The sequence below is a fragment of the Lacihabitans lacunae genome (assembly GCF_042649125.1).
Taxonomy (GTDB): domain Bacteria; phylum Bacteroidota; class Bacteroidia; order Cytophagales; family Spirosomataceae; genus Leadbetterella; species Leadbetterella lacunae.
Window position 1 is genome coordinate 2831584 of the sequence record NZ_JBHRYQ010000001.1, and the last position, 18494, is coordinate 2850077.

Annotated in this window: 16 protein-coding genes, 1 tRNA gene and 1 CRISPR repeat array; of the genes, 4 read left to right on the forward strand and 13 right to left on the reverse strand. The window is 38.9% G+C overall.

The genetic code is table 11. The features are described from left to right. The first annotated feature begins 47 nt into the window (after positions 1-47). Positions 48-470: a CRISPR direct-repeat array (repeat unit 30 nt; unit sequence GTCTTTATAGCACCACATTGGAATTGAAAC). Between the two features lie 197 nt (positions 471-667). After that, a tRNA-Asn gene (locus ACFOOI_RS12365) sits at positions 668-741 on the reverse strand. A gap of 358 nt (positions 742-1099) precedes the next feature. Here ACFOOI_RS12365 and ACFOOI_RS12370 point away from each other — a divergent pair. Continuing rightward, positions 1100-2470: a tryptophanase gene (locus ACFOOI_RS12370; protein WP_379838290.1), complete on the forward strand. Its 1371-nt coding sequence runs from the start codon at positions 1100-1102 to the stop codon at positions 2468-2470. Between the two features lie 49 nt (positions 2471-2519). Here ACFOOI_RS12370 and ACFOOI_RS12375 read toward each other — a convergent pair whose 3' ends face one another. Both ACFOOI_RS12375 and ACFOOI_RS12380 read right to left on the reverse strand, forming a co-directional pair. Further along, positions 2520-3764 (reverse strand): NAD(P)/FAD-dependent oxidoreductase, encoded by a 1245-nt coding sequence (locus tag ACFOOI_RS12375; protein ID WP_379838291.1) that lies wholly within the window; start codon positions 3762-3764, stop codon positions 2520-2522. A 114-nt stretch (positions 3765-3878) separates the two neighbouring features. Then, positions 3879-4415, reverse strand: coding sequence for a pyridoxamine 5'-phosphate oxidase family protein (locus ACFOOI_RS12380; protein WP_379838292.1), 537 nt, complete (start codon positions 4413-4415; stop codon positions 3879-3881). A gap of 520 nt (positions 4416-4935) precedes the next feature. On the opposite strand from ACFOOI_RS12380, the gene ACFOOI_RS12385 reads away from it, so the two are divergent. Further along, a complete protein-coding gene (locus tag ACFOOI_RS12385) occupies positions 4936-6426 on the forward strand; it encodes a GH3 auxin-responsive promoter family protein (RefSeq protein WP_379838293.1) in 1491 nt (496 codons plus the stop codon). A gap of 48 nt (positions 6427-6474) precedes the next feature. Here the strand turns inward: ACFOOI_RS12385 and ACFOOI_RS12390 are convergent, their stop codons facing one another. The 5 genes from ACFOOI_RS12390 to ACFOOI_RS12410 all read right to left on the reverse strand — a co-directional run bounded on the left by ACFOOI_RS12390 (position 6475) and on the right by ACFOOI_RS12410 (position 10636). Continuing rightward, positions 6475-7452: an alcohol dehydrogenase catalytic domain-containing protein gene (locus ACFOOI_RS12390; RefSeq protein WP_379838294.1), complete on the reverse strand. Its 978-nt coding sequence runs from the start codon at positions 7450-7452 to the stop codon at positions 6475-6477. 262 nt (positions 7453-7714) lie between these two features. Further along, positions 7715-8413, reverse strand: coding sequence for a hypothetical protein (locus tag ACFOOI_RS12395; protein ID WP_379838295.1), 699 nt, complete (start codon positions 8411-8413; stop codon positions 7715-7717). 169 nt (positions 8414-8582) lie between these two features. Then, entirely contained in the window at positions 8583-9386 is an 804-nt protein-coding gene (locus ACFOOI_RS12400) for an anti-sigma factor (protein ID WP_379838296.1), read from the reverse strand. Then, the gene (locus ACFOOI_RS12405; RefSeq protein WP_379838297.1) at positions 9383-9925 is read right to left on the reverse strand and encodes an RNA polymerase sigma factor; all 543 of its coding nucleotides are present in this window, start codon (positions 9923-9925) and stop codon (positions 9383-9385) included. Before ACFOOI_RS12405 ends, ACFOOI_RS12400 begins: the two co-directional genes overlap by 4 nt. A 150-nt stretch (positions 9926-10075) precedes the next feature. Then, positions 10076-10636 (reverse strand): fasciclin domain-containing protein, encoded by a 561-nt coding sequence (locus ACFOOI_RS12410; RefSeq protein WP_379838298.1) that lies wholly within the window; start codon positions 10634-10636, stop codon positions 10076-10078. 113 nt (positions 10637-10749) lie between these two features. Here ACFOOI_RS12410 and ACFOOI_RS12415 point away from each other — a divergent pair, with 113 nt between their 5' ends. After that, a complete protein-coding gene (locus ACFOOI_RS12415) occupies positions 10750-11220 on the forward strand; it encodes a hypothetical protein (protein ID WP_379838299.1) in 471 nt (156 codons plus the stop codon). Then, positions 11213-11839 carry a hypothetical protein gene (locus ACFOOI_RS12420; RefSeq protein WP_379838300.1) on the forward strand — a complete coding sequence of 209 codons (627 nt, stop codon included), beginning with the start codon at positions 11213-11215 and terminating at the stop codon, positions 11837-11839. The genes ACFOOI_RS12415 and ACFOOI_RS12420 overlap by 8 nt, the downstream gene beginning before the upstream one ends. A gap of 12 nt (positions 11840-11851) precedes the next feature. Here ACFOOI_RS12420 and purU read toward each other — a convergent pair whose 3' ends face one another. From purU to ACFOOI_RS12445, 5 genes are all read right to left on the reverse strand, one after another. Further along, on the reverse strand, positions 11852-12691 hold the full coding sequence (gene purU / locus ACFOOI_RS12425) for a formyltetrahydrofolate deformylase (RefSeq protein WP_379838301.1): 840 nt from the start codon (positions 12689-12691) through the stop codon (positions 11852-11854). A gap of 9 nt (positions 12692-12700) precedes the next feature. Continuing rightward, positions 12701-14014, reverse strand: coding sequence for a ribosome biogenesis GTPase Der (gene der, locus ACFOOI_RS12430; protein ID WP_379838302.1), 1314 nt, complete (start codon positions 14012-14014; stop codon positions 12701-12703). 226 nt (positions 14015-14240) lie between these two features. After that, complete coding sequence (locus ACFOOI_RS12435; RefSeq protein WP_379838303.1) at positions 14241-15143, reverse strand: EamA family transporter; 903 nt, start codon at positions 15141-15143, stop codon at positions 14241-14243. A gap of 3 nt (positions 15144-15146) precedes the next feature. Continuing rightward, on the reverse strand, positions 15147-17495 hold the full coding sequence (locus ACFOOI_RS12440) for a hypothetical protein (protein WP_379838304.1): 2349 nt from the start codon (positions 17493-17495) through the stop codon (positions 15147-15149). Beyond that, a complete protein-coding gene (locus ACFOOI_RS12445; protein WP_379838305.1) occupies positions 17476-18471 on the reverse strand; it encodes a hypothetical protein in 996 nt (331 codons plus the stop codon). The genes ACFOOI_RS12440 and ACFOOI_RS12445 overlap by 20 nt, the downstream gene beginning before the upstream one ends. Positions 18472-18494: the final 23 nt, after the last annotated feature.

The following is an 18494-nucleotide window of genomic DNA, read 5'->3' on the forward strand; positions in this document are numbered from 1 at the left end:
CTCTTTAATTCCCCAGCACCCATTTGTACATTCCACTTCGTAAAACAGTCTTTATAGCACCACATTGGAATTGAAACTTAATGTATAGCTTAATCTCATCCGCACGGGTACTGTCTTTATAGCACCACATTGGAATTGAAACTCATGTATATCCGAGCAATATTTCACATAGATAGCCGTCTTTATAGCACCACATTGGAATTGAAACCGGATTACACATAGTTTGTGAGGGATCGGCTCTGTGTCTTTATAGCACCACATTGGAATTGAAACGACGCCGCCTTTGTAGATAAACTTTGGCAAGAAGAGTCTTTATAGCACCACATTGGAATTGAAACCAAGCTGTAGGGTCTAATAATGATGCATTACCATTTGTCTTTATAGCACCACATTGGAATTGAAACCCCGAAGACCTAACACTAACAGATGAAGAAATGCAGGTCTTTATAGCACCACATTGGAACTGAAACTTTGGTAATCTTATCTTTCTGTCTTAAAAATCAAAAAAGAAAAGCATACTTTTCAAATAATCCGAAATTCTCAAATAAGAAGTTCAATAGGTAAATCATGAAATTATAGAGAATGAAAACCGAAAATGTTTTGCACATTGTTTTGCACATGGGCATAAAAAAAAGAGCTACATTTCTGTAACTCTTTGATTTTCAGGCTCCCGAAGCTGGGCTCGAACCAGCGACCCTCTGATTAACAGTCAGATGCTCTAACCAACTGAGCTATTCAGGATCGTTTCATCTAAAACGTGACGCAAAAGTAGAAGGTTTATCTTTAATTGTCAAGCGTTTCTTAGAAAAAAATTTAACTTTTTTTTCAACATCTCCTCTTACTTGACCTAATCTTTTACAAATCAATAGCTTACATTTTCCTTTCTATTTTAATTTTTTTATCACTAATTTTGTCACACTCCCTCATGGGATATTTGAAAATGAAAAACGTCTTCAGAAATATCAAAAATCGCGATAACTTCTCTTAAAGAGTAGCAAATCTGCTACGCCCTTACTTTTTGCAATTTTATTATTTTAAAACATTACCCTTCCAAAAATCGGACAGGGTGCATTTTTCATTTACTTAATTCAAATATTTTATGAAAACTATCATAGAGCCTTTCAAAATAAAGACTGTAGAACCTATATATTTCACCACCGAGTCTGAAAGAGAAACTAAACTCAAAGACGCAGGAAACAACCTTTTTGGACTAAAAGGAAAAGACGTAATCATTGATTTGTTAACCGACAGCGGCACCTCAGCCATGAGTGCACAGCAGTGGGCCGGAATTTTGAATGGAGACGAAAGTTACGCAGGTTCTGAAAGCTTCTACCGTTTTGAGGCCATTATCAAAAAAATAATGGGCTTCAAACATGTAATACCTACGCACCAAGGAAGAGCCGCCGAAAAAATCTTATTTTCGATAGTAGGAGGCCCAGATACAATTATACCGAACAACACGCACTTTGACACTACACGTGCTAACATCGAGTTTAGTGGTGCCAAGGCGGTTGATTTACTAAACAAAGACGGTAAAAACCCTTCTTTAATTGCGGACTTTAAGGGAAATATGGATACTGAGCTACTTGAGGCTTTCCTAAAAGAAAACCACGAAAAAGTACCTTTGGTGATGCTTACTATCACTAACAACTCGGGTGGCGGGCAGCCAGTTTCTATGCAAAACATCAAAGAAGTGCGTGCTATTTGTAAAAAATATAACAAGCCGATGTTTTTGGATGCATGTAGATTTGCAGAAAACGCCTATTTCATAAAGATTAGAGAAAAAGGCTTTGAGAACAAAAGCATTCTGGAGATTTGCCAAGAAATGTTTAGCTATGCCGACGGCATGACCATGAGTGCAAAAAAAGACGCTTTGGTAAACATAGGTGGCTTTTTAGCCCTAAATGATGACACCTTAGCTATGGAGAGTAGAAACGTTTTGGTGGTTACGGAAGGTTTTCCCACTTACGGCGGACTTGCAGGAAGAGACCTTGAAGCGATCGCGATCGGTCTTGAAGAAATTTTAGACGAGGCCTACCTGCAATATAGAATCCGTACGATCTCGTATTTGGGAGAAAAACTAACCGAAGCTGGTGTTCCTATACTTTTGCCTACAGGTGGTCATGCAGTTTATATAGACGCCGCAAGTTTTTGCAAACACATACCTGCAGAAGAATTTCCTGGCCAAGCGATTGCTTGTGCACTTTACTTGAAAGGAGGAATTCGTTCATGCGAAATTGGCTCTGTAATGTTTGGCAAAAAAGACGAAAACGGCAAGCACATTGCACCTGACCTAGAATTGGTAAGACTGGCGTTTCCAAGACGTGTATATACCCAAAGCCATATTGACTACGTAGCTGAAGTTATTTTGGAGGTATTCGAAGAAAAAGAAAAACTGAAGGGATACAAAATCACGCAAGAGCCGCCTTTCTTAAGACACTTCACAGCATCTTTTGAAGAGATAGCATAATCATAAAAAACGAGAGGCTGCTTCATTTTCTGAAACAGCCTCTTTTTATTTAAGCCTTCCCGGTTAATATTCTATTCCAATATAACCACGGCAACACGTATTTTTTCAAAATAAACATACTCCAACGCTCCTTTGCTTGATTAAAAGGAAAAGTCTCGGTTGGGTTGTTGTCATAATCAAACTCAGCCAAAATCAGCTTTCCGTAGCCTGTCACCAGTGGACATGAACCGTAGCCGTTATACGAGCCAGCCATTTCGTTTCCTTTTTTGAGAGCCAAAAGGTTTTCTACCAAAACGGGCACCTGCTTTCTGATGGCAGCACCTGTTTTTGCATTTGGCGTGCTGGCCACATCGCCACACGAAAATATATTCGAATACTTGTTATGCTGAAGCGTATGCTTATTTACGTCTACCCAACCCAAATAACCGGGCGGAATATGGTCTTGGCCCAAACATGGGTTCATACCTGTGGTAGAGTCTACTACTGCCAGCGGACTTTTTTTGATAAAATCAGGAGCAGACTGCGGCGGCGTAATATGAATCATGTCGAATGTTTCAGCTACACGCTCTCCCTTTTCATTCTCAAAATACGCGATTTTATTTGCCCCATCTACTTCTACCAAGTTATGTTTCCAGTGGGTTTTAATGCCGTATCTGTCAACTACTTTTTGTAAAGCTTCGGCATATTTTTTAACTCCAAAAATCACACCTCCACCAGAGTAAAAATGTACGCCTGTTTCTTTTAAAATACCTCTTTTCCTAAAATTATCAGCCAGTAAATACATGATTTTCTGTGGAGCTCCTCCGCATTTTATTGGCGTATTAGGAGCCGTAAACAAGGCCTTGCCCCCTGCTTTTACAAGTTTAGAAGCTTCGTATGTGTAAGGGGCGTATTGATACAAATAGTTAGTTGTAACTCCGTTTTTGCCTAACCATTCCTTTGCTCCCTTTATTTTAAACCAGTCAAGCTGAATGCCCGGGGCTACTATCAAATAATCATAGGTATATTTGGTCTGATCGGTACAACTAACTTGATTTTGCTCAGGTTCAAAAGTCTCCACACCTTTTTTGACCCAAGTCACGCCATCGGGCATTACTGAGGCCTCCGTGCGTTCAGTATCTTCAATATCGAAGGTGCCTCCTCCCACTAACGTCCATGCAGGTTGGTAATAGTGTTTTTCGGATGGATCAAGAATTCCGATATCGAGAGAACTGTCTTTTAACAAAAGTTGCGACGCAGCCGAAAGTCCTGCGTTTCCGCCACCAACTATTAAGATTTGAAAGTGAGTCTTCATTTATAATAGGTTTAAAATTTTATATTTAAACACAATATTATACAATTTCAAGCTCCTTATTTGTGAGATATGTTACAAAGCAACTCAATCACTCTCCACCTTAAATACAAATACTTAGGTCAATGTTTGGAACCCATCTAAGCTAACTTGGTTTTTCTCATTCCAGTATTCTTGTATACCCTCCTCCCCTTTTTTATCGGCCCAGTCTGTCAAAATATCACGCTGAGCTTTAAAATCCATTAAGGGTACTGCAAAACCACACGAAGACTGCACCAAGTTAATGTCCATTTCTATGATTTGGCGTGCCCCTGGCGTATTTGCAAATATCTCTTTTAGTCTTACAAATTCCTCATCTCTTGGATGGTAAATTTTAGCTTTCCCATATAACCTCAAAATAAGCGGAGCCCCCTCAAAAGCACAAAAAAGTATTGTCATCCTCGGGTTTTTAATCAAATGTGCAGCAGTTTCGTTGCCACTTCCGGTCAGATTAAGCCACGCGATTTTGCTATCAGAAATAACCCGAAATGTATCAATTCCTTTTGGAGAGACGTTTACACTACCTTCAGCTGTAGCTGTGCCCACAAAAAATAGTGGTTGTTTTTTTATAAATGAAATCAAGTCATCATTTAGTTTATCTAATTTCTTACCCATTATTCTTTTTTTTAAACCTGAACCTTAATTAATTACGATACTCAATCTTTCCTAAAATTAGATTTTTTAAAATTGTGAGCACAGGGTTTGTATTGTTTTTATTCCAAATAATCTACAGGCAGCTAGAAAAAATGCTTTAAAACATAATTTTTAAATATCCTCTTTCAATATTGACTACTACTATTAGGAGCGAGCAACTTAGAAGTACATGTTTTTAATAATTACCATCACTTATTGAGTCAAAAAATACCGTAAATTACATATCTAAGTTGCATCTTAGCAAGAGGGATAGAGCCGGCACCCCGGAGCTGGCGAAGCCGCGAGGAGTATAGGCGAAAGCCCGGGCCGATAGGCCTTGCCCAAAATATATATCGAGAAATCTATAGAAAAAATGCAATTCTGCGTGCTAAAACCCAAAAAAATACGTTTGGCTCAACTGATTCTAGTTTTTTGTGGGATTATAGCGATTTGAGCGGTTTGGTATTGGCTATTTTATTAGATTTGCAGTAAATAGTACAGTATGGGAATAAAATCGTTTTTGAGTAAACCGCTTGCGGCGTATTTCGCTAATCAGACCAAAAAATGGCTTAAGGATCCGGTTGGCCGTCAGGAGGCTTGGATGCATAAGTTGGTCAAAACTGCCGAAAACACGGCTTTTGGGAAAGACCATGGCTTTGCGAATATCAAAAACTACGAGGACTATAAACGTGCGGTGCCGGTTAGAGACTACGAGGACCTAAAACCGTATGTGGAGCGTATGGTGAAGGGCGAGCCGGATGTACTTTGGGTTAAAAAACCGCTTTATTTGGCCAAAACTTCGGGCACCACTTCGGGTGTTAAATACATTCCGATTTCGAAAGATTCTATTCATAACCACATAAATGCGGCGAGAAACGCCATATTGGCCTATGTGCACGAAACGGGCAAATCTGATTTTCTTGACAAAAAATTAATTTTCTTGTCTGGTAGTCCTGAATTAGATAAAAAAGCGGGCATATTGACGGGTAGACTTTCGGGTATTTCGAACCACCACGTGCCGGCGTATTTGCGTAAAAATCAGGTGCCGAGCTATGAAACCAACTGCATAGAAGATTGGGAAACCAAACTTGACAAAATAATAGATGAAACCATAGATGAGCCGATGTCTTTGATTTCGGGGATTCCGCCGTGGGTACAGATGTATTTTGATAAAATAGAGGCCCGAACTGGCAAAAAAATAAAAGATGTTTTTCCTGATTTTGACTTGTTTATTTACGGGGGCGTAAACTTTGAGCCATACAAAGCCAAGTTGTTTGAGTCTATCGGAAAAAAAGTGGACAGCATAGAGCTCTACCCAGCTTCAGAAGGATTTATAGCTTACCAAGACTCCCAAAAGGAGGAAGGAATGCTGCTTTTACTCGACGCGGGAATATTTTTTGAGTTTATCCCAGCCGATGAGTATTTTGACGAAAACCCCACCCGACTACACATTGGTCAGGTAGAAATGGGCAAAAACTACGCTTTGATAATCAACAGCAATGCGGGCCTTTGGGGCTACTCGATTGGCGACACCATAAAGTTTGTGTCATTGGCACCACACCGAATAGTGGTGAGCGGCCGTATCAAGCATTTTATATCGGCTTTTGGCGAACACGTGATAGGCGAAGAAGTAGAAAAAGCAATGAAACATACCTTGGCGAAACACCAAGAAGTAGAAATAGTGGAGTTTACAGTAGCTCCGATGGTAACTCCAGAAACCGGGCTCCCCTACCACGAATGGCTAGTTGAGTTTGCGAACCCTCCATTTAATTTAGAAGAGTTTTCGAAAGACCTCGACGAGGAAATGGTTAAGCTAAATGTATATTACGAAGACCTGATAGTGGGCAATATTTTGCGACCATTGGTGGTGAATCCATTAGCACCGCATGCGTTTATAGATTACATGAAATCGATAGGCAAATTGGGCGGCCAAAACAAAGTACCGAGGCTATCAAACGACCGCCAAATAGCGGATAAACTGGCGAGCCTCTAAAGTGCTTTTCTGAATAGAAACCAAAAAAGCACTTCGAATAGCTTAGCCTTATAGTTTTAACAAAACCTTACCTGCAGACATCTGCGAGGCGTACTGCTTTAGGCCTTCTGTAATATTTTCAAGATTGATTTCGCTCTGAATCTGGGTTTCAAAGCCACTTTTTAGCATCTTTTGAACTTGTTTTACGTCAGACAATATCTGCCAGATTGATTTCTTCTGGGCTTCTTTGCTTAGCCAATACCCTTCTATGGTGTTTTGGTTAAACAAAATCAGTTGCGGCTCAAATGCCGCCGGAGTGCGGTCCAGCCGGCCGTAAGTAACCATGTGCGAGTTTTCGGGCAAAGCACTCAATACCTGATAGGGTACTGAACCTCCACCTACGGCATCAAAAAATATGGCTTTTTTATAAGCCTTCGCGAAGTCCTTCACTTCCTTTAAGTATTCTGTAGATTCACTAGAAATCACGCTTTTATATCCAGAATTAGCGAGTGCATTTTTCCCTTTATCTGATCGTACAATTCCCAAAACTGGGATATTGGCCAATTTTGCAAAGTATAGCAACATTTGCCCAAGGGCACTTCCTGCTGCCGAAAACACGATTAAGTCGGCTCCGTGTTGTTTTGCTTTTTTAGAAAATGCCAAGGCCGTAAGCGGATTAACAAACAACATGGCACCTTGGTCTAAACCTACCTGCGGGCTCAAGTCTACACACTTGGTGGCCTCTGTTACCATGTATTCAGCCCACGTACCATTTCCGGTTGTTGGAGCCGAGCACGCTACATTTTTGCCCTTTAGTCTGTTGGCCATAAAACCTCCGCCAGAGGCCTCTACCACGCCACTACCCTCTAAACCCGGCACTATCGGAAAGCCTTTTTTAAGGCCATACTCGCCTGTGAGAAAGGCAAGGTCAGATGGATTTATAGGCGAATACGCCATTTTGATTAACACTTGACCTTTTTGAGGTATTGGTTTTGGAACTTCTGATACTTCCCAAGTATTGGGTCCGGTAAGAACTACTGCTTTCATATTGGTAATTGTTAAACCCGTTTTATGCATTAGGACTTCGTTATTAGAGCTTAAATTGCAATAAATCAGACACTTAAATTTAATTAGGATAGCCCTTCGGCTACTCTCAGGGTAAACTGCTATGGTAATTAAATTTAAGAGAGTTTACGTGCTGATTTTCAGCAATTTAAGGTCGTAATAGATTCCTTAATGCATAAACCGGGTTAAAATGCAAAAAAGGCCTCAAATTGAGGCCTTTGCTTATATTTAGGTCTTCTATAGATTATTTTACTTCAAAAATAGAATCTGCTAGGTTTTGGTTCATTTTGATAGTTTTCACTGTCAATTCCATCGCCATAACGCCCATGTCTTGCTTAAGAGTGTGAGGAAACATGATATCACCCACTTTTTTGTAATCTTTATAGTCAATCGTGATAGTGGTAGCTCCCATTGGAGTTTCCATTTCGTTAATTTGACGTATTTTTAAGCCTGAATCAATGCTATAATATTCTTTGGCTTCGCCCACTGCGTTTTGAATCGTAAGTACGTTGCAGTTTTGTCCGTCAATAACCTCAGTGCCTTCAAAGGTAAGTTTTTCTAGGTCTTTCAAGTATTCTATTTCGCCGATGATGCTACTTTGAGCCTCTAACTGCTTAGTAGCTTCTCCTTCAAGCACTTGCTCATTTCCCATAGAAGATGACAAGCCTTTGGTGCCGTCAAAAACCATTTTCTGAACTTCGCCCATGCCGCTTACATTTACACTTGTAAACAATTTGTTCGGCAGTTTTTTCTGTACCACCATGCTCATATCTTGGCCTTGCACGCTACCTTCTACCTCCATATAAAAATCTTTGATACCCGCTACAGCAGTTTGACCACCGATAGCCGTGATATATTTTTCTATGACAGACTTAGGCGTAACTTCTTGAGCACTTACAGCCACAGAAAACAGGAACAAAACCGGGAAAATTATTTTTTTCATTGTTGTTTTTTTTTATTTTTTACAAAAGCAAATCACGTTACTTTTCTTATTCTCTCCAAATATATTTTCTAAATCCCATATTTTCAGTGTTAAATGGCTTAAAAACCATTTAAACCAAAAAAGCACCACGGCCTTACGACCATGGTGCTGGGGTTTTTACTGATTACCTCTAAACATTTCCGAGCACATACATCTCCTCCAACGTAGGTGACGGACTTCCCCCTTGCTTTTCGAGTGTGATGGCAAATGCCGCCACATTCCCTTTTGCTGTCTTCATAGAAATTACTTTCTCTCTAAAGTCGTTATCGAGCATTCCCATGTCTACCGGCACACCGTCTACGATAGTCCATAGTTGGTATTGCTTGCCGGTGGGGGCTGCGGGTAAGTTTTGAACCAAGAGCTTTACCTCGCTTGTATTTTTATTCCAAAAAACGGTCACTTCACTTTCGGGCGATTTCTCCACGCCTTTCATTACGACCTTTTGGTTATTATTGTCAGTAAATAAAGCCAATAGTCCTTCTGACTTTTGGTTTTGTTCGGCCACAGTTTCCATTTGCCCTTTCAATTGAGCCATTTCGTTTTTGAGGCTATTGTTTTGGTTCCAAGACCAAGCAAACATAGCTCCTAACAGTAGCGAGGCTGCAATAGAAAGTTTAGGCCAAAGTGGCAAAGTTTCGCGTTTGGGTGCTGCGTCTAAAGTCGGTTCGTCGGCTATAGCTTGCACCTCTTGTTCGGTTTCTTCATCATCTGCAAAAGTCATTTGAGCAAAGATTTTATCTTTCAAATGCTTCGGCGGTGCTTTATCGTAAGTGGTTACGTAGGTATCCATGGTGTCTTGTAGAGCGGTAAGTTCGGCTTTAACTTCAGGGTATATTTTTGATATACACTCCACCTCTTGGCGTTCTTGTGGGCTCACAGAGCCTAGCACATATGCTTCGAGTATGCCGGATGATATATATTCTGTAGTGTTCATATGTTAAAGAATGTTTTTAGGTCTTGAAGAGCTGTTCTGATTCTGGATTTGGCAGTACCCAAGGGTATTTTTAAAATCTCCGCCGCTTCTTCTTGCGTGTACCCTTGTAAGTATACCAGATCTACCAACACTTTTCGTTCTGGTTTTAGTTTCTCCAGCAAACCTCTCAAATCTATGAGGTTTGTTTGAGGTTGAAAATTAGATATTTTATCAACCTGACCTACTGCTTGATCAATATCATCAAACCAAACATTTTTTTCTTTTCTCAATTGGTCAATCGATGCGTTTCGGGCTATGTTTACCATCCAGGTAAACAGTCTGCCTTTAGATGGATCATAATCGCCAATTTTTTTCCAGATTTTCAAGAATACATCTTGCATAACATCCTCTGCTTTTTCCTCATTTTTGAGAACTTTACAAATAACTCCGAATATCGAAGCCGAATAATTGTCGTACAAGTATTCGAATGCTTGTTTACTGTTTTTTTTTAGCGACGTCACCAGTTCTTCTTCCGAGTACTTTGTTTTTAGTGTTGTCAAAATTTTAATATTTAGAGGTTTTTAAAAGAAATATCAATAAAATACCTTGCGTTAAAGATACTAATCTAAAAGAGCAAGTAAATGTTTTGGAGGAAAACATTTTAAAATTTTCGGAGAACCCTAGAGCCCTCCGAAATATAGTAGGCTAACTTATTTTGGTAACAATACCGTGTCTATGCTGTGTATCACACCGTTTGATTGGTACACATCGTAGGTAGAGATATTGGCAATACCACCTTTTTCGTCTTCAATGATGACATTCATGGCACCATTCATTTTAGCAGTAAGGGTATGACCCGAAAGCGTTTTCAACTTGGCTGTTCCTTTACCTTTAGTTATTAACTTCATCAGCTCTTTGGCATCGTATTTCCCAGCTACCACGTGATAAGTCAAAATGCCGGCTAAAGTACTTTTGTTTTCTGGTTTAAGTAGGGTAGTTACTGTTCCTGCTGGCAATTTATCGAATGCCGTATTTACCGGTGCAAAAACCGTAAACGGACCTGCTCCCATTAAAGGCTCTACTAAATCTGCTGCTTTTACGGCTGCTACAAGTGTGGTGTGGTCTTTAGAGTTAACTGCATTTTCTACAATATTTTTCTTTGGATACATCGCTTCTCCGCCTACCATTACGGTTCCCGTTTGGGCAAAAGTTGTAAAAGATGCGGCCGTAAGTCCTAATACTAATCCGAGTGTTTTGATTGTGATTTTCATTTTGTTTTTGTTTTAAATTTCTAATGTACCATTTACGCCTATAGATTTTTTTTGGATCATTTAAATCAAACATTTTTTTATAAATCGAGTTTTTATCTAAAAATCAAATCAAAATGGCAAAAGCAAGTATAACTGTAATAGAAGCACTTAGAACTACCGCTCAAAACCTAGAAAATAACCCTAACTATATGTGGGGGCACATGGGGGCCTGCAACTGCGGACATTTGGCACAAGTGGTTACAAAAAGAACCAAGGCCGAAATACACGCCATAGCTATGCAAGGCAGCGGTGACTGGAATGAGCAGGTAAACCACTATTGTGGCGAAACCAAAATGCCACTTGACCTTATTATATTCGAATTGATGAGTTTTGGTTTTTCGAGCGAAGACCTCAAGAACCTAGAAAAGCTATCAGATGGCGAAGTTTTGAATAAAATAGGAAGCAAAAAATTTGATTTAAAACACAATCGTAAAGAAGATGTGGTCGTTTATTTGAAAGCATGGGCAAATCATTTGGAAGAAATTCTTCTAAATGAGGTAAAAATACCGAACTTTGCCTTTGATCAAATACCCGAATATGCTTAAATATATCTTTCTTTTATTAATATCTACTTCTATATATGCTCAGATAATTCCGCAAGTAGAGCCCATCGAAAACGAGGAGCCTACTAAGGATGAGCCTGTAATGTTTGAAGAACCAAAGCCTCTTTGGAAACAAAAAATGCACTATGGCGGTAACCTCTGGTTGGGATTTTGGGGTTCTTTTTATATTGACGCCTCGCCAATGGTTGGATATGACATTTCAGAAAAAGGTACTGTAGCTGGTGTGGGAGCGTCAATTATATATAGCGGCACATTTAATCAAGGGGGGTACTTAGCCACTGGTGGAAGAATATTTATTAGGCAAGCGGTTTGGAAATCGATATTTCTACATGGTGAATATGAATTAATGAATGCCCCGAGTTCAAGTTTTTATACGTATGACTTCACCGCCCAAAACAATCCCAATCAAACAGTTCCTAGAAAATGGGGAGGTTCGCCGCTCATAGGTGCGGGATTTTACCAAGGTGGCGGTGGTCAGCAAAAAGGAAGTTTTATTTCCGTAATGTATAACCTCGGATACCCTACTTTTGGATACATTAGCCCACAAGGATTAGGAGGAAACAACTCTCCTATTGTTTTACGTTTTGGATATTTCTTTTAAAACAGAATAGCTTTAAAGTATAATTGTACGATTTCCGAATATAAAAACGCGGTCATTTAGCACGAGTTTTAGTGCTTTTATCAAAACCATTTTTTCTACATCGCGGCCATCGCGAGCCATGTCTTTGGCTGAGAAGCGGTGATCTACTTCTTTTGTATCTTGGGCTATTATGGGTCCTTCGTCTAACTCATCGTTTACAAAATGTGCCGTAGCTCCAATAACCTTTACGCCACGCTCAAAGGCTTGTTTATATGGATTTGCTCCAATAAAGGCCGGCAAAAATGAATGATGAATGTTAATGATTTTATTAGAATACTTTGAGACAAAATCAGGCGATAGAATTCGCATATATTTGGCCAAAATCAAAAGCTCCGGATTGTAAATATCTAAAGTCTTTATAACGGCGGCCTCATGCTCTTCGCGGGTTTTGCCTTCTGTAGATATATGGTGGAAAGGAATTCCGAATTTGCTAACAAATGGCTGAAGCGTGTTATAATTACTCACCACGGCGAGCACATTGGCGTTTAGCTCTTCAAAAGCATAGCGAATTAGAATTTCAGACAAACAGTGGTGCTCCTTTGTACAGAGCAACACTATGTCTTTTTTACGATCGGGATTAATCGTAAACTTTATATCGGTATTTGGCACTTGCTTGCGGAGGTCGCTCAATACTTTTTCAGAATCAAGGTTATCCGCACTCACAAACTCGGTTCTCATGAAAAACAAACCTGACGGACTTACGTACTCGTCTTGTTTGTGAATATTGCAAGCGTTGTTAAAAAGAACACTTGTTACATGAAAAATAAGACCCTTGGCGTCGGGTCCTTCCATTAGGAGTGTATGCTTTGCCATTTTTTATACTTATTTTTTTCTAAAGAAAACCGTAATTACCGACCCTTCGAATCCGAAGTGATCTCTAATTTGGTTTTGAAGGAAACGTTGGTACGATTCTTTAACATATTGTGGCAAATTACAGAAAAACACAAACGTAGGCGAAGGCGTTGGAATCTGAACAATATATTTGATTTTAACCATTTTTCCTTTGATAGATGGAGGCGGCGTACGCTCAATAATAGGCAACAACACGTCATTCAGCTTAGAAGTAGTAATTTGACTTCTACGAAGCTCATATACCTCCATGGCTTTTTCTACTACCTGAAAAATACGCTGCTTCTCTGTAGCTGATGCAAAAATGATAGGCATATAGTTCATAGGAGCCAAACGATCCAAAATTTCTTTTTTCAGGTTATCTGCTGTTTTTGAATCTTTCTCTACCGCATCCCATTTATTGACCATTATCACGATGCCTTTTTTGGCATTGTGTGCTTGAGCTATTATGCTGACATCTTGTGCTTCAAGTCCACGTGTAGCATCCAATAATATGATACAAACATCTGAGTTATCAAGGGCTTTGATGGCTCTTAAAACTGAGTAGAACTCAATATCCTCATTAACTTTAGCTTTTTTACGAATACCGGCAGTGTCTGTCAAAATAAACTCTTGACCGAACATTTTGTAATGCGTATCTATGGCGTCTCTAGTAGTACCTGCCACGTCGGTAACGATACTTCTTTCTTTGCCCAATAGTGCATTTAAGAAAGAGGATTTACCTGCATTTGGTCTTCCTAATATCGAAATCCTTGGAATTCCTTCATGTGGGTGCTCTTCGGGGTCATCTTCTAAATGTTTGATAACTTCATCTAAAAGCTCACCTGTACCTGACCCGTCCATTGACGAAATCGGGAATACCTCTGAGTCTAACCCTAAACCGTAAAACTCGGCAGAAACTAACTTAGCTCTTTCAAAAGTCTCGGCTTTGTTTGCCACAACAAATACTGGTTTTTTTGACCTACGAAGAATATTCGCAAAATCTTGGTCTAATTCAGTAAGACCTACCATGGTATCTACCACAAATAAAAGCACGGTGGCTTCTTCTATGGCAAGTTCTACCTGGCTTCTAATGGCTTCTTCAAACTTATCTTCAGAGCCAACTACGTATCCACCCGTATCAATAACTGTAAAATTCTTATTTGTCCAAAAGGCATCACCGTAGTGTCTGTCTCTGGTTACACCTGACTGGTTATCAGTAATGGCCACTCGCTCTTCTATCAACCTGTTAAACAGGGTAGATTTTCCTACGTTAGGCCTTCCTACTATCGCAACTATATTTGACATATGAAAGATTACCCGCTTTGGGGCAATAAATAATTAATAATCAATCCTTTCTAAACACTAAAAAGGACGCAAAGATAGCTATAATAATGGTTTTATGGAAATAAGAGTTCATTATCCTTGAAAAAATCATACGCGATACTGTAGAAACCACACGAAATACAAATCTTTGATTTAAACTAAGTCATGAATATGAAATATTTACAAACAAATACGACTTAATTAACTATTAAAACATCTGAAAAACTTCTTGATATGAAATCAAAAATATAGCTAACAATGCCAAGCCCAAACCGAGTTTATTTATTAGACTTAATTTTTCTTTAAAAAACAAAATAGATATAAAAGTAGAACCCAAAATAACGCCCATGTTATAAATCGGATATACAAATGCTCCGCTATTTCCGAAATGCGTCAATGTTAAAATCAAGAGATAAAAAGAAAGGAAATTTGGCACGCCAAGGGTAATGCCTGCCAGTATATTTTTAGGCTTAAAGGATTCTTGTCCTCTAATAATTCTATAGGCAAACAAGACAATTCCACTGATAGCCGCACCCAAAACCATCACCAAAGTAACAGGAATAGCCAAACTCGGATCGGGAATGTAATGGATATTGAGGTAGTTGATGGCCGTATTGGTGATACCGTACATCAAAAACACCGCCAATGCCAAGCCACCTTGGGTCCAAAAACTTTGTTTGCTTTGGCTTTTGTCAGACCTAAACGTAGCAATGGCCACTGCCACAAGAGCCAGCAACAGTCCCAAATAATTTAGAGTGTCAAATTCTTTTATTTGCCCCTTGAAAACAAACAAACTCATAGAAACCGGAATAACCAACGAAACATTGTTGGCCATTGAAGTGAGCGTCATTCCTATTTTTTGGGTGGCGGCACCACTCAAAACAAAAGTTAATATAAACCCAAAACCCAAGGCGAGGCAATACCAAGTCCAGTTTTGACTCAAGTCTAAATCAAAATGCTGACCAGCAGGCATTAGCAGCAAGCCTGTAATAAAACAAACGGGATAATTAAATGCGATGGCTTGCAAAGTGCTAATTTCGTACTTGGGAAATACCCTGAAATTTACTAGTAAAAGCACTGAAAATAATATACTTAACAAAAGGTAAAGCATGACTTATCTGGTTATTTGGGCATAGGTTTGACATTCTTTTAACACTTGCTTTTGGTATTGCGTATCCTGATAGTTTTGCCAAAGTTTGGTAAAATATGACCTAAATTTTGGAAGTTCTTGAGCTTTCATTTTGGCAATATATGCTTCTTCTTTCTCATAATCTTCGGGATACCCTTCATAAAATTTCACCAAATATTGGTTTCGCTCACAAAGAGCTCCAGCATAACAAATTTTAGCTGCCAATTCTTTTTCAGGATTCATGCTTAATGCCTTCTCAAAACTAGCAATGGCTTCCTTGTTTGAATAATAATTTCCGCTAATATCTTCTGTGTATCTGAGATCCAGCTCACTTTTCTCTCTTTTTTGCAAAAGCCAACCATTTCCAAAATACCCCAAATTATATTGCATTTTGCCAAATGCGTAAAGCTCATCTGCAGTTGCTTTGTTTGCTTTTATTTTGGCATTTATGTCAGCTAAGTTTCTTAAAAAATATTTTGGATCAGCTCCTTTTGTTTTTTTGTTAAAATTAAAATCTTTAGCATCTGAGTAGAAATAATCAGTAAAACCATTTAATACTAAATAAGCGTCAGAAACCTTAGAGATTTGAGCGGAGGCATCGGCATAGTCTCCCTCCGAAACCAAAGCCCTAACCAATGCCAACTCCAAATATTCGGGCTCAAGGTGGGCATAGTTAACCAGTTTTTTCTCTGCCGGATTAAGTTTAGAAGAATGCACAAATGCGATGACTTTTTTCAAAAAACCAGACGAACATGTGTCTACATAAAAATTCTGAGTTTTACTCAATTCATAGCCATAGTCACCTCCTGTAGTAGCACCCATTTGCAATGCCAAAAATCCTTTAACATCCTGATTTTCAAAATGCTCGTCTTGTGAAGAGCAAGAAGTTAGCCAGCCCCAAGTGCTCCGTTTTTGGGTTTTGGGTTTGGTATAAAATGTATACAGGCTTTCCGATATTTTTTGCCTGAAATTATTGTCTCTAAAGGTCTTAACCTCTGCAAATGCCACGGCTTTGTCCATCAAAATACTTTCGGTTTCGGGCGTATAGACTTTGTCTAAAAACTCAAATTCAAGAAACGTGGCTTGCTTATTTATAAACGGATTCTCCGAAACTTTCATTTGGGCAACCAAAGCAGAACCTTTTTCAATATCGCCTTTGAGGTAATACAAATACGCCAAAGACAACCTCCAAAAATCCAAGGATTTGTTTTTCTCTTCTGACAGCACCGTATTGGCAAAACCTTGTAATTGAACAATATACTGTTCGCCTTCTTTTTGAGCCTTATCAATTTTTATCTCGTCTATTTTTCCTTCATCGTCGGTATATTTTGTGTCAAAAATATAGATTCTCGCATTTCTCTCTGCGAAAAACGTCTTCTCGTTCTTGTTGATTTCTCGAGCAAAAACCAACTCCAGCATCGGATGATTAGGGTTTAATGCGTATATTTTTTCTCCCAAATGCAACCCATCTTGAAATGGCTGAATGGCCCACAAGGCATACACATTGGCTTTTTCGTCATCACTTTTAGCAAAAACCAAGCTCTCTTCAAACCACTTAGTGCTCAACCTCCTTACGCTTAAGTCTGCCTGATAACGTCGCGTTGGGCTTTTGGCAAACACCTGAGCAAATTGGCAAACTGCTTCTGCAGTATCTCCCATCGCCATTTTTATGCCCGCTAAGCGAGACTCCGACCACTCGCTTATAAATGTTTGGTCTTTTACAGAAACCGCTCCTTTTTTTGAAGCATCTAACACTTCTTTATTTAATCCTAAAATAGCCCCAAGTTTAATAAACTGAAACTCATATCGCTCTTTCAAAAACGCCGAACTCGCTTGTGACTTTTCGCTCAATGCCTGGTTGTACAAAGCCACCAATTTGCTACTATCAACCGGCACAGGCTCTTCCCAATAATATCGCTGCACGGGCGAGTTGCCATCTACTTCGGCACAAAACTGCAAATAACTTGCAGCCTCGGCATCTATATACTTTACTTTTTTGACCAAACCCGACAACATACCTGACTCATACAAACCCATCTGAAGTTCTTTGGCCCCTACTTTATTTTTCAAATAGCCCTGCCACGCCTCCACATTTAGTTTTTGTTCCAAAGACTCCTTTGACTTACCTTCTTCGGCAGCCGTATAATAGGCTTCGGTGTTTTCGTTAAGAACCAAAGGAGTATAAAAATATGGATTAGTTTCTGTTGGCGAGGTGGCATTTTCAGGATAAAAAAGAGAGAAAAACTCTCCCAAGTCGAGCGGCATAGGCCCACAAGCAAGAATCACAAAAACTACTAAAATCTTAACACTTGTCTTACTTATAAATTTCCGCATATTCTTTCGTACTGTAGTATTTGTAGTTTTCTAAATGGTATAAAATCAGCCAAAACTCTTTGTTTTTTAGCTTCTCAAAAATGGTGTTTTTAATTTTTAAAAGATCGGCAACTTCTGCTTGCTCTATTTTTACAATGTCTCCTTTCCGAAAAGACATTTCCTTAAAAAAGACGTTTTCAGTACAAATATATTCTCTTTGCTTATCTGTTTTTTCAAAAAAGCCATTATTCTCAATTTCGCTCTCAGTAGTATTCTTCAAGAAATTCAAAAACAGACCCGAACGATAAATCAAAGTTTGAGAAAATATCGGCAAAGCCACATTTAATTTTAACGGATAGGTACCCAAATTATCGAGATATTTCAAAATGACATTGGGCTCAAAAAGCGAATTATCGGAGCTATATTTTTGCCACTCGCCGGTATTATAAACCATCAAAACGCCTTCGTCTACTGGTGGAACTCCCGTTTTCTCTAAATATTTGACCTGATGAAGTCGAATAGTGGCCGAAACCCTTTTCATTGATTTGAGCTTCAATGTTTTCAAAAAATCAAAATACATGGCCTTCGTTTTCAATGTCCAATCGCAATCAATCTGAACTTCATTAAAAACAAAGTCGTTTTCTTGGCTTATTGATTTTACTTGATCTAAAATGTTTTGAACCAATTCAATATTTTTTTCTTTGGTTAAAGCATAAAATGTACGATTTGTGATAAAAACAGTTGGGACTATTTCTCGGTCGGGCATAGACAAAAACTTAACTTTCCCTTTTGGAATTGCTTTTCCTTGGCTAATGTCAACATCAAAAAAACGCAAGTAAATTCGCATTACATGATTAGAATCTAAAAATGCATGCTCGGTATTCTGGAAAGAGGTTTTCCAACTGTAAACGCCATGCGAAACTTTATAATCAACCGACTTTGATTTACACGTCCAAAAAGCACTTAGAGAAAAGAAAAATACAATAAAACGTAACATTGGCTATTCTGAAATACGAAATA

Excerpts from the sequence above, each read along its gene's own strand:
- der (WP_379838302.1), bottom strand. The coding sequence starts at position 14,014 with ATGTCAAATATAGTTGCGATAGTAGGAAGGCCTAACGTAGGAAAATCT.
- ACFOOI_RS12410 (WP_379838298.1), bottom strand. The coding sequence starts at position 10,636 with ATGAAAATCACAATCAAAACACTCGGATTAGTATTAGGACTTACGGCC.
- ACFOOI_RS12445 (WP_379838305.1), bottom strand. The coding sequence starts at position 18,471 with ATGTTACGTTTTATTGTATTTTTCTTTTCTCTAAGTGCTTTTTGGACG.
- ACFOOI_RS12385 (WP_379838293.1), top strand. The coding sequence starts at position 4,936 with ATGGGAATAAAATCGTTTTTGAGTAAACCGCTTGCGGCGTATTTCGCT.
- ACFOOI_RS12440 (WP_379838304.1), bottom strand. The coding sequence starts at position 17,495 with ATGCGGAAATTTATAAGTAAGACAAGTGTTAAGATTTTAGTAGTTTTT.
- ACFOOI_RS12390 (WP_379838294.1), bottom strand. The coding sequence starts at position 7,452 with ATGAAAGCAGTAGTTCTTACCGGACCCAATACTTGGGAAGTATCAGAA.
- ACFOOI_RS12375 (WP_379838291.1), bottom strand. The coding sequence starts at position 3,764 with ATGAAGACTCACTTTCAAATCTTAATAGTTGGTGGCGGAAACGCAGGA.
- ACFOOI_RS12400 (WP_379838296.1), bottom strand. The coding sequence starts at position 9,386 with ATGAACACTACAGAATATATATCATCCGGCATACTCGAAGCATATGTG.
- ACFOOI_RS12395 (WP_379838295.1), bottom strand. The coding sequence starts at position 8,413 with ATGAAAAAAATAATTTTCCCGGTTTTGTTCCTGTTTTCTGTGGCTGTA.
- ACFOOI_RS12435 (WP_379838303.1), bottom strand. The coding sequence starts at position 15,143 with ATGCTTTACCTTTTGTTAAGTATATTATTTTCAGTGCTTTTACTAGTA.
- purU (WP_379838301.1), bottom strand. The coding sequence starts at position 12,691 with ATGGCAAAGCATACACTCCTAATGGAAGGACCCGACGCCAAGGGTCTT.
- ACFOOI_RS12420 (WP_379838300.1), top strand. The coding sequence starts at position 11,213 with ATGCTTAAATATATCTTTCTTTTATTAATATCTACTTCTATATATGCT.
- ACFOOI_RS12380 (WP_379838292.1), bottom strand. The coding sequence starts at position 4,415 with ATGGGTAAGAAATTAGATAAACTAAATGATGACTTGATTTCATTTATA.
- ACFOOI_RS12415 (WP_379838299.1), top strand. The coding sequence starts at position 10,750 with ATGGCAAAAGCAAGTATAACTGTAATAGAAGCACTTAGAACTACCGCT.
- ACFOOI_RS12370 (WP_379838290.1), top strand. The coding sequence starts at position 1,100 with ATGAAAACTATCATAGAGCCTTTCAAAATAAAGACTGTAGAACCTATA.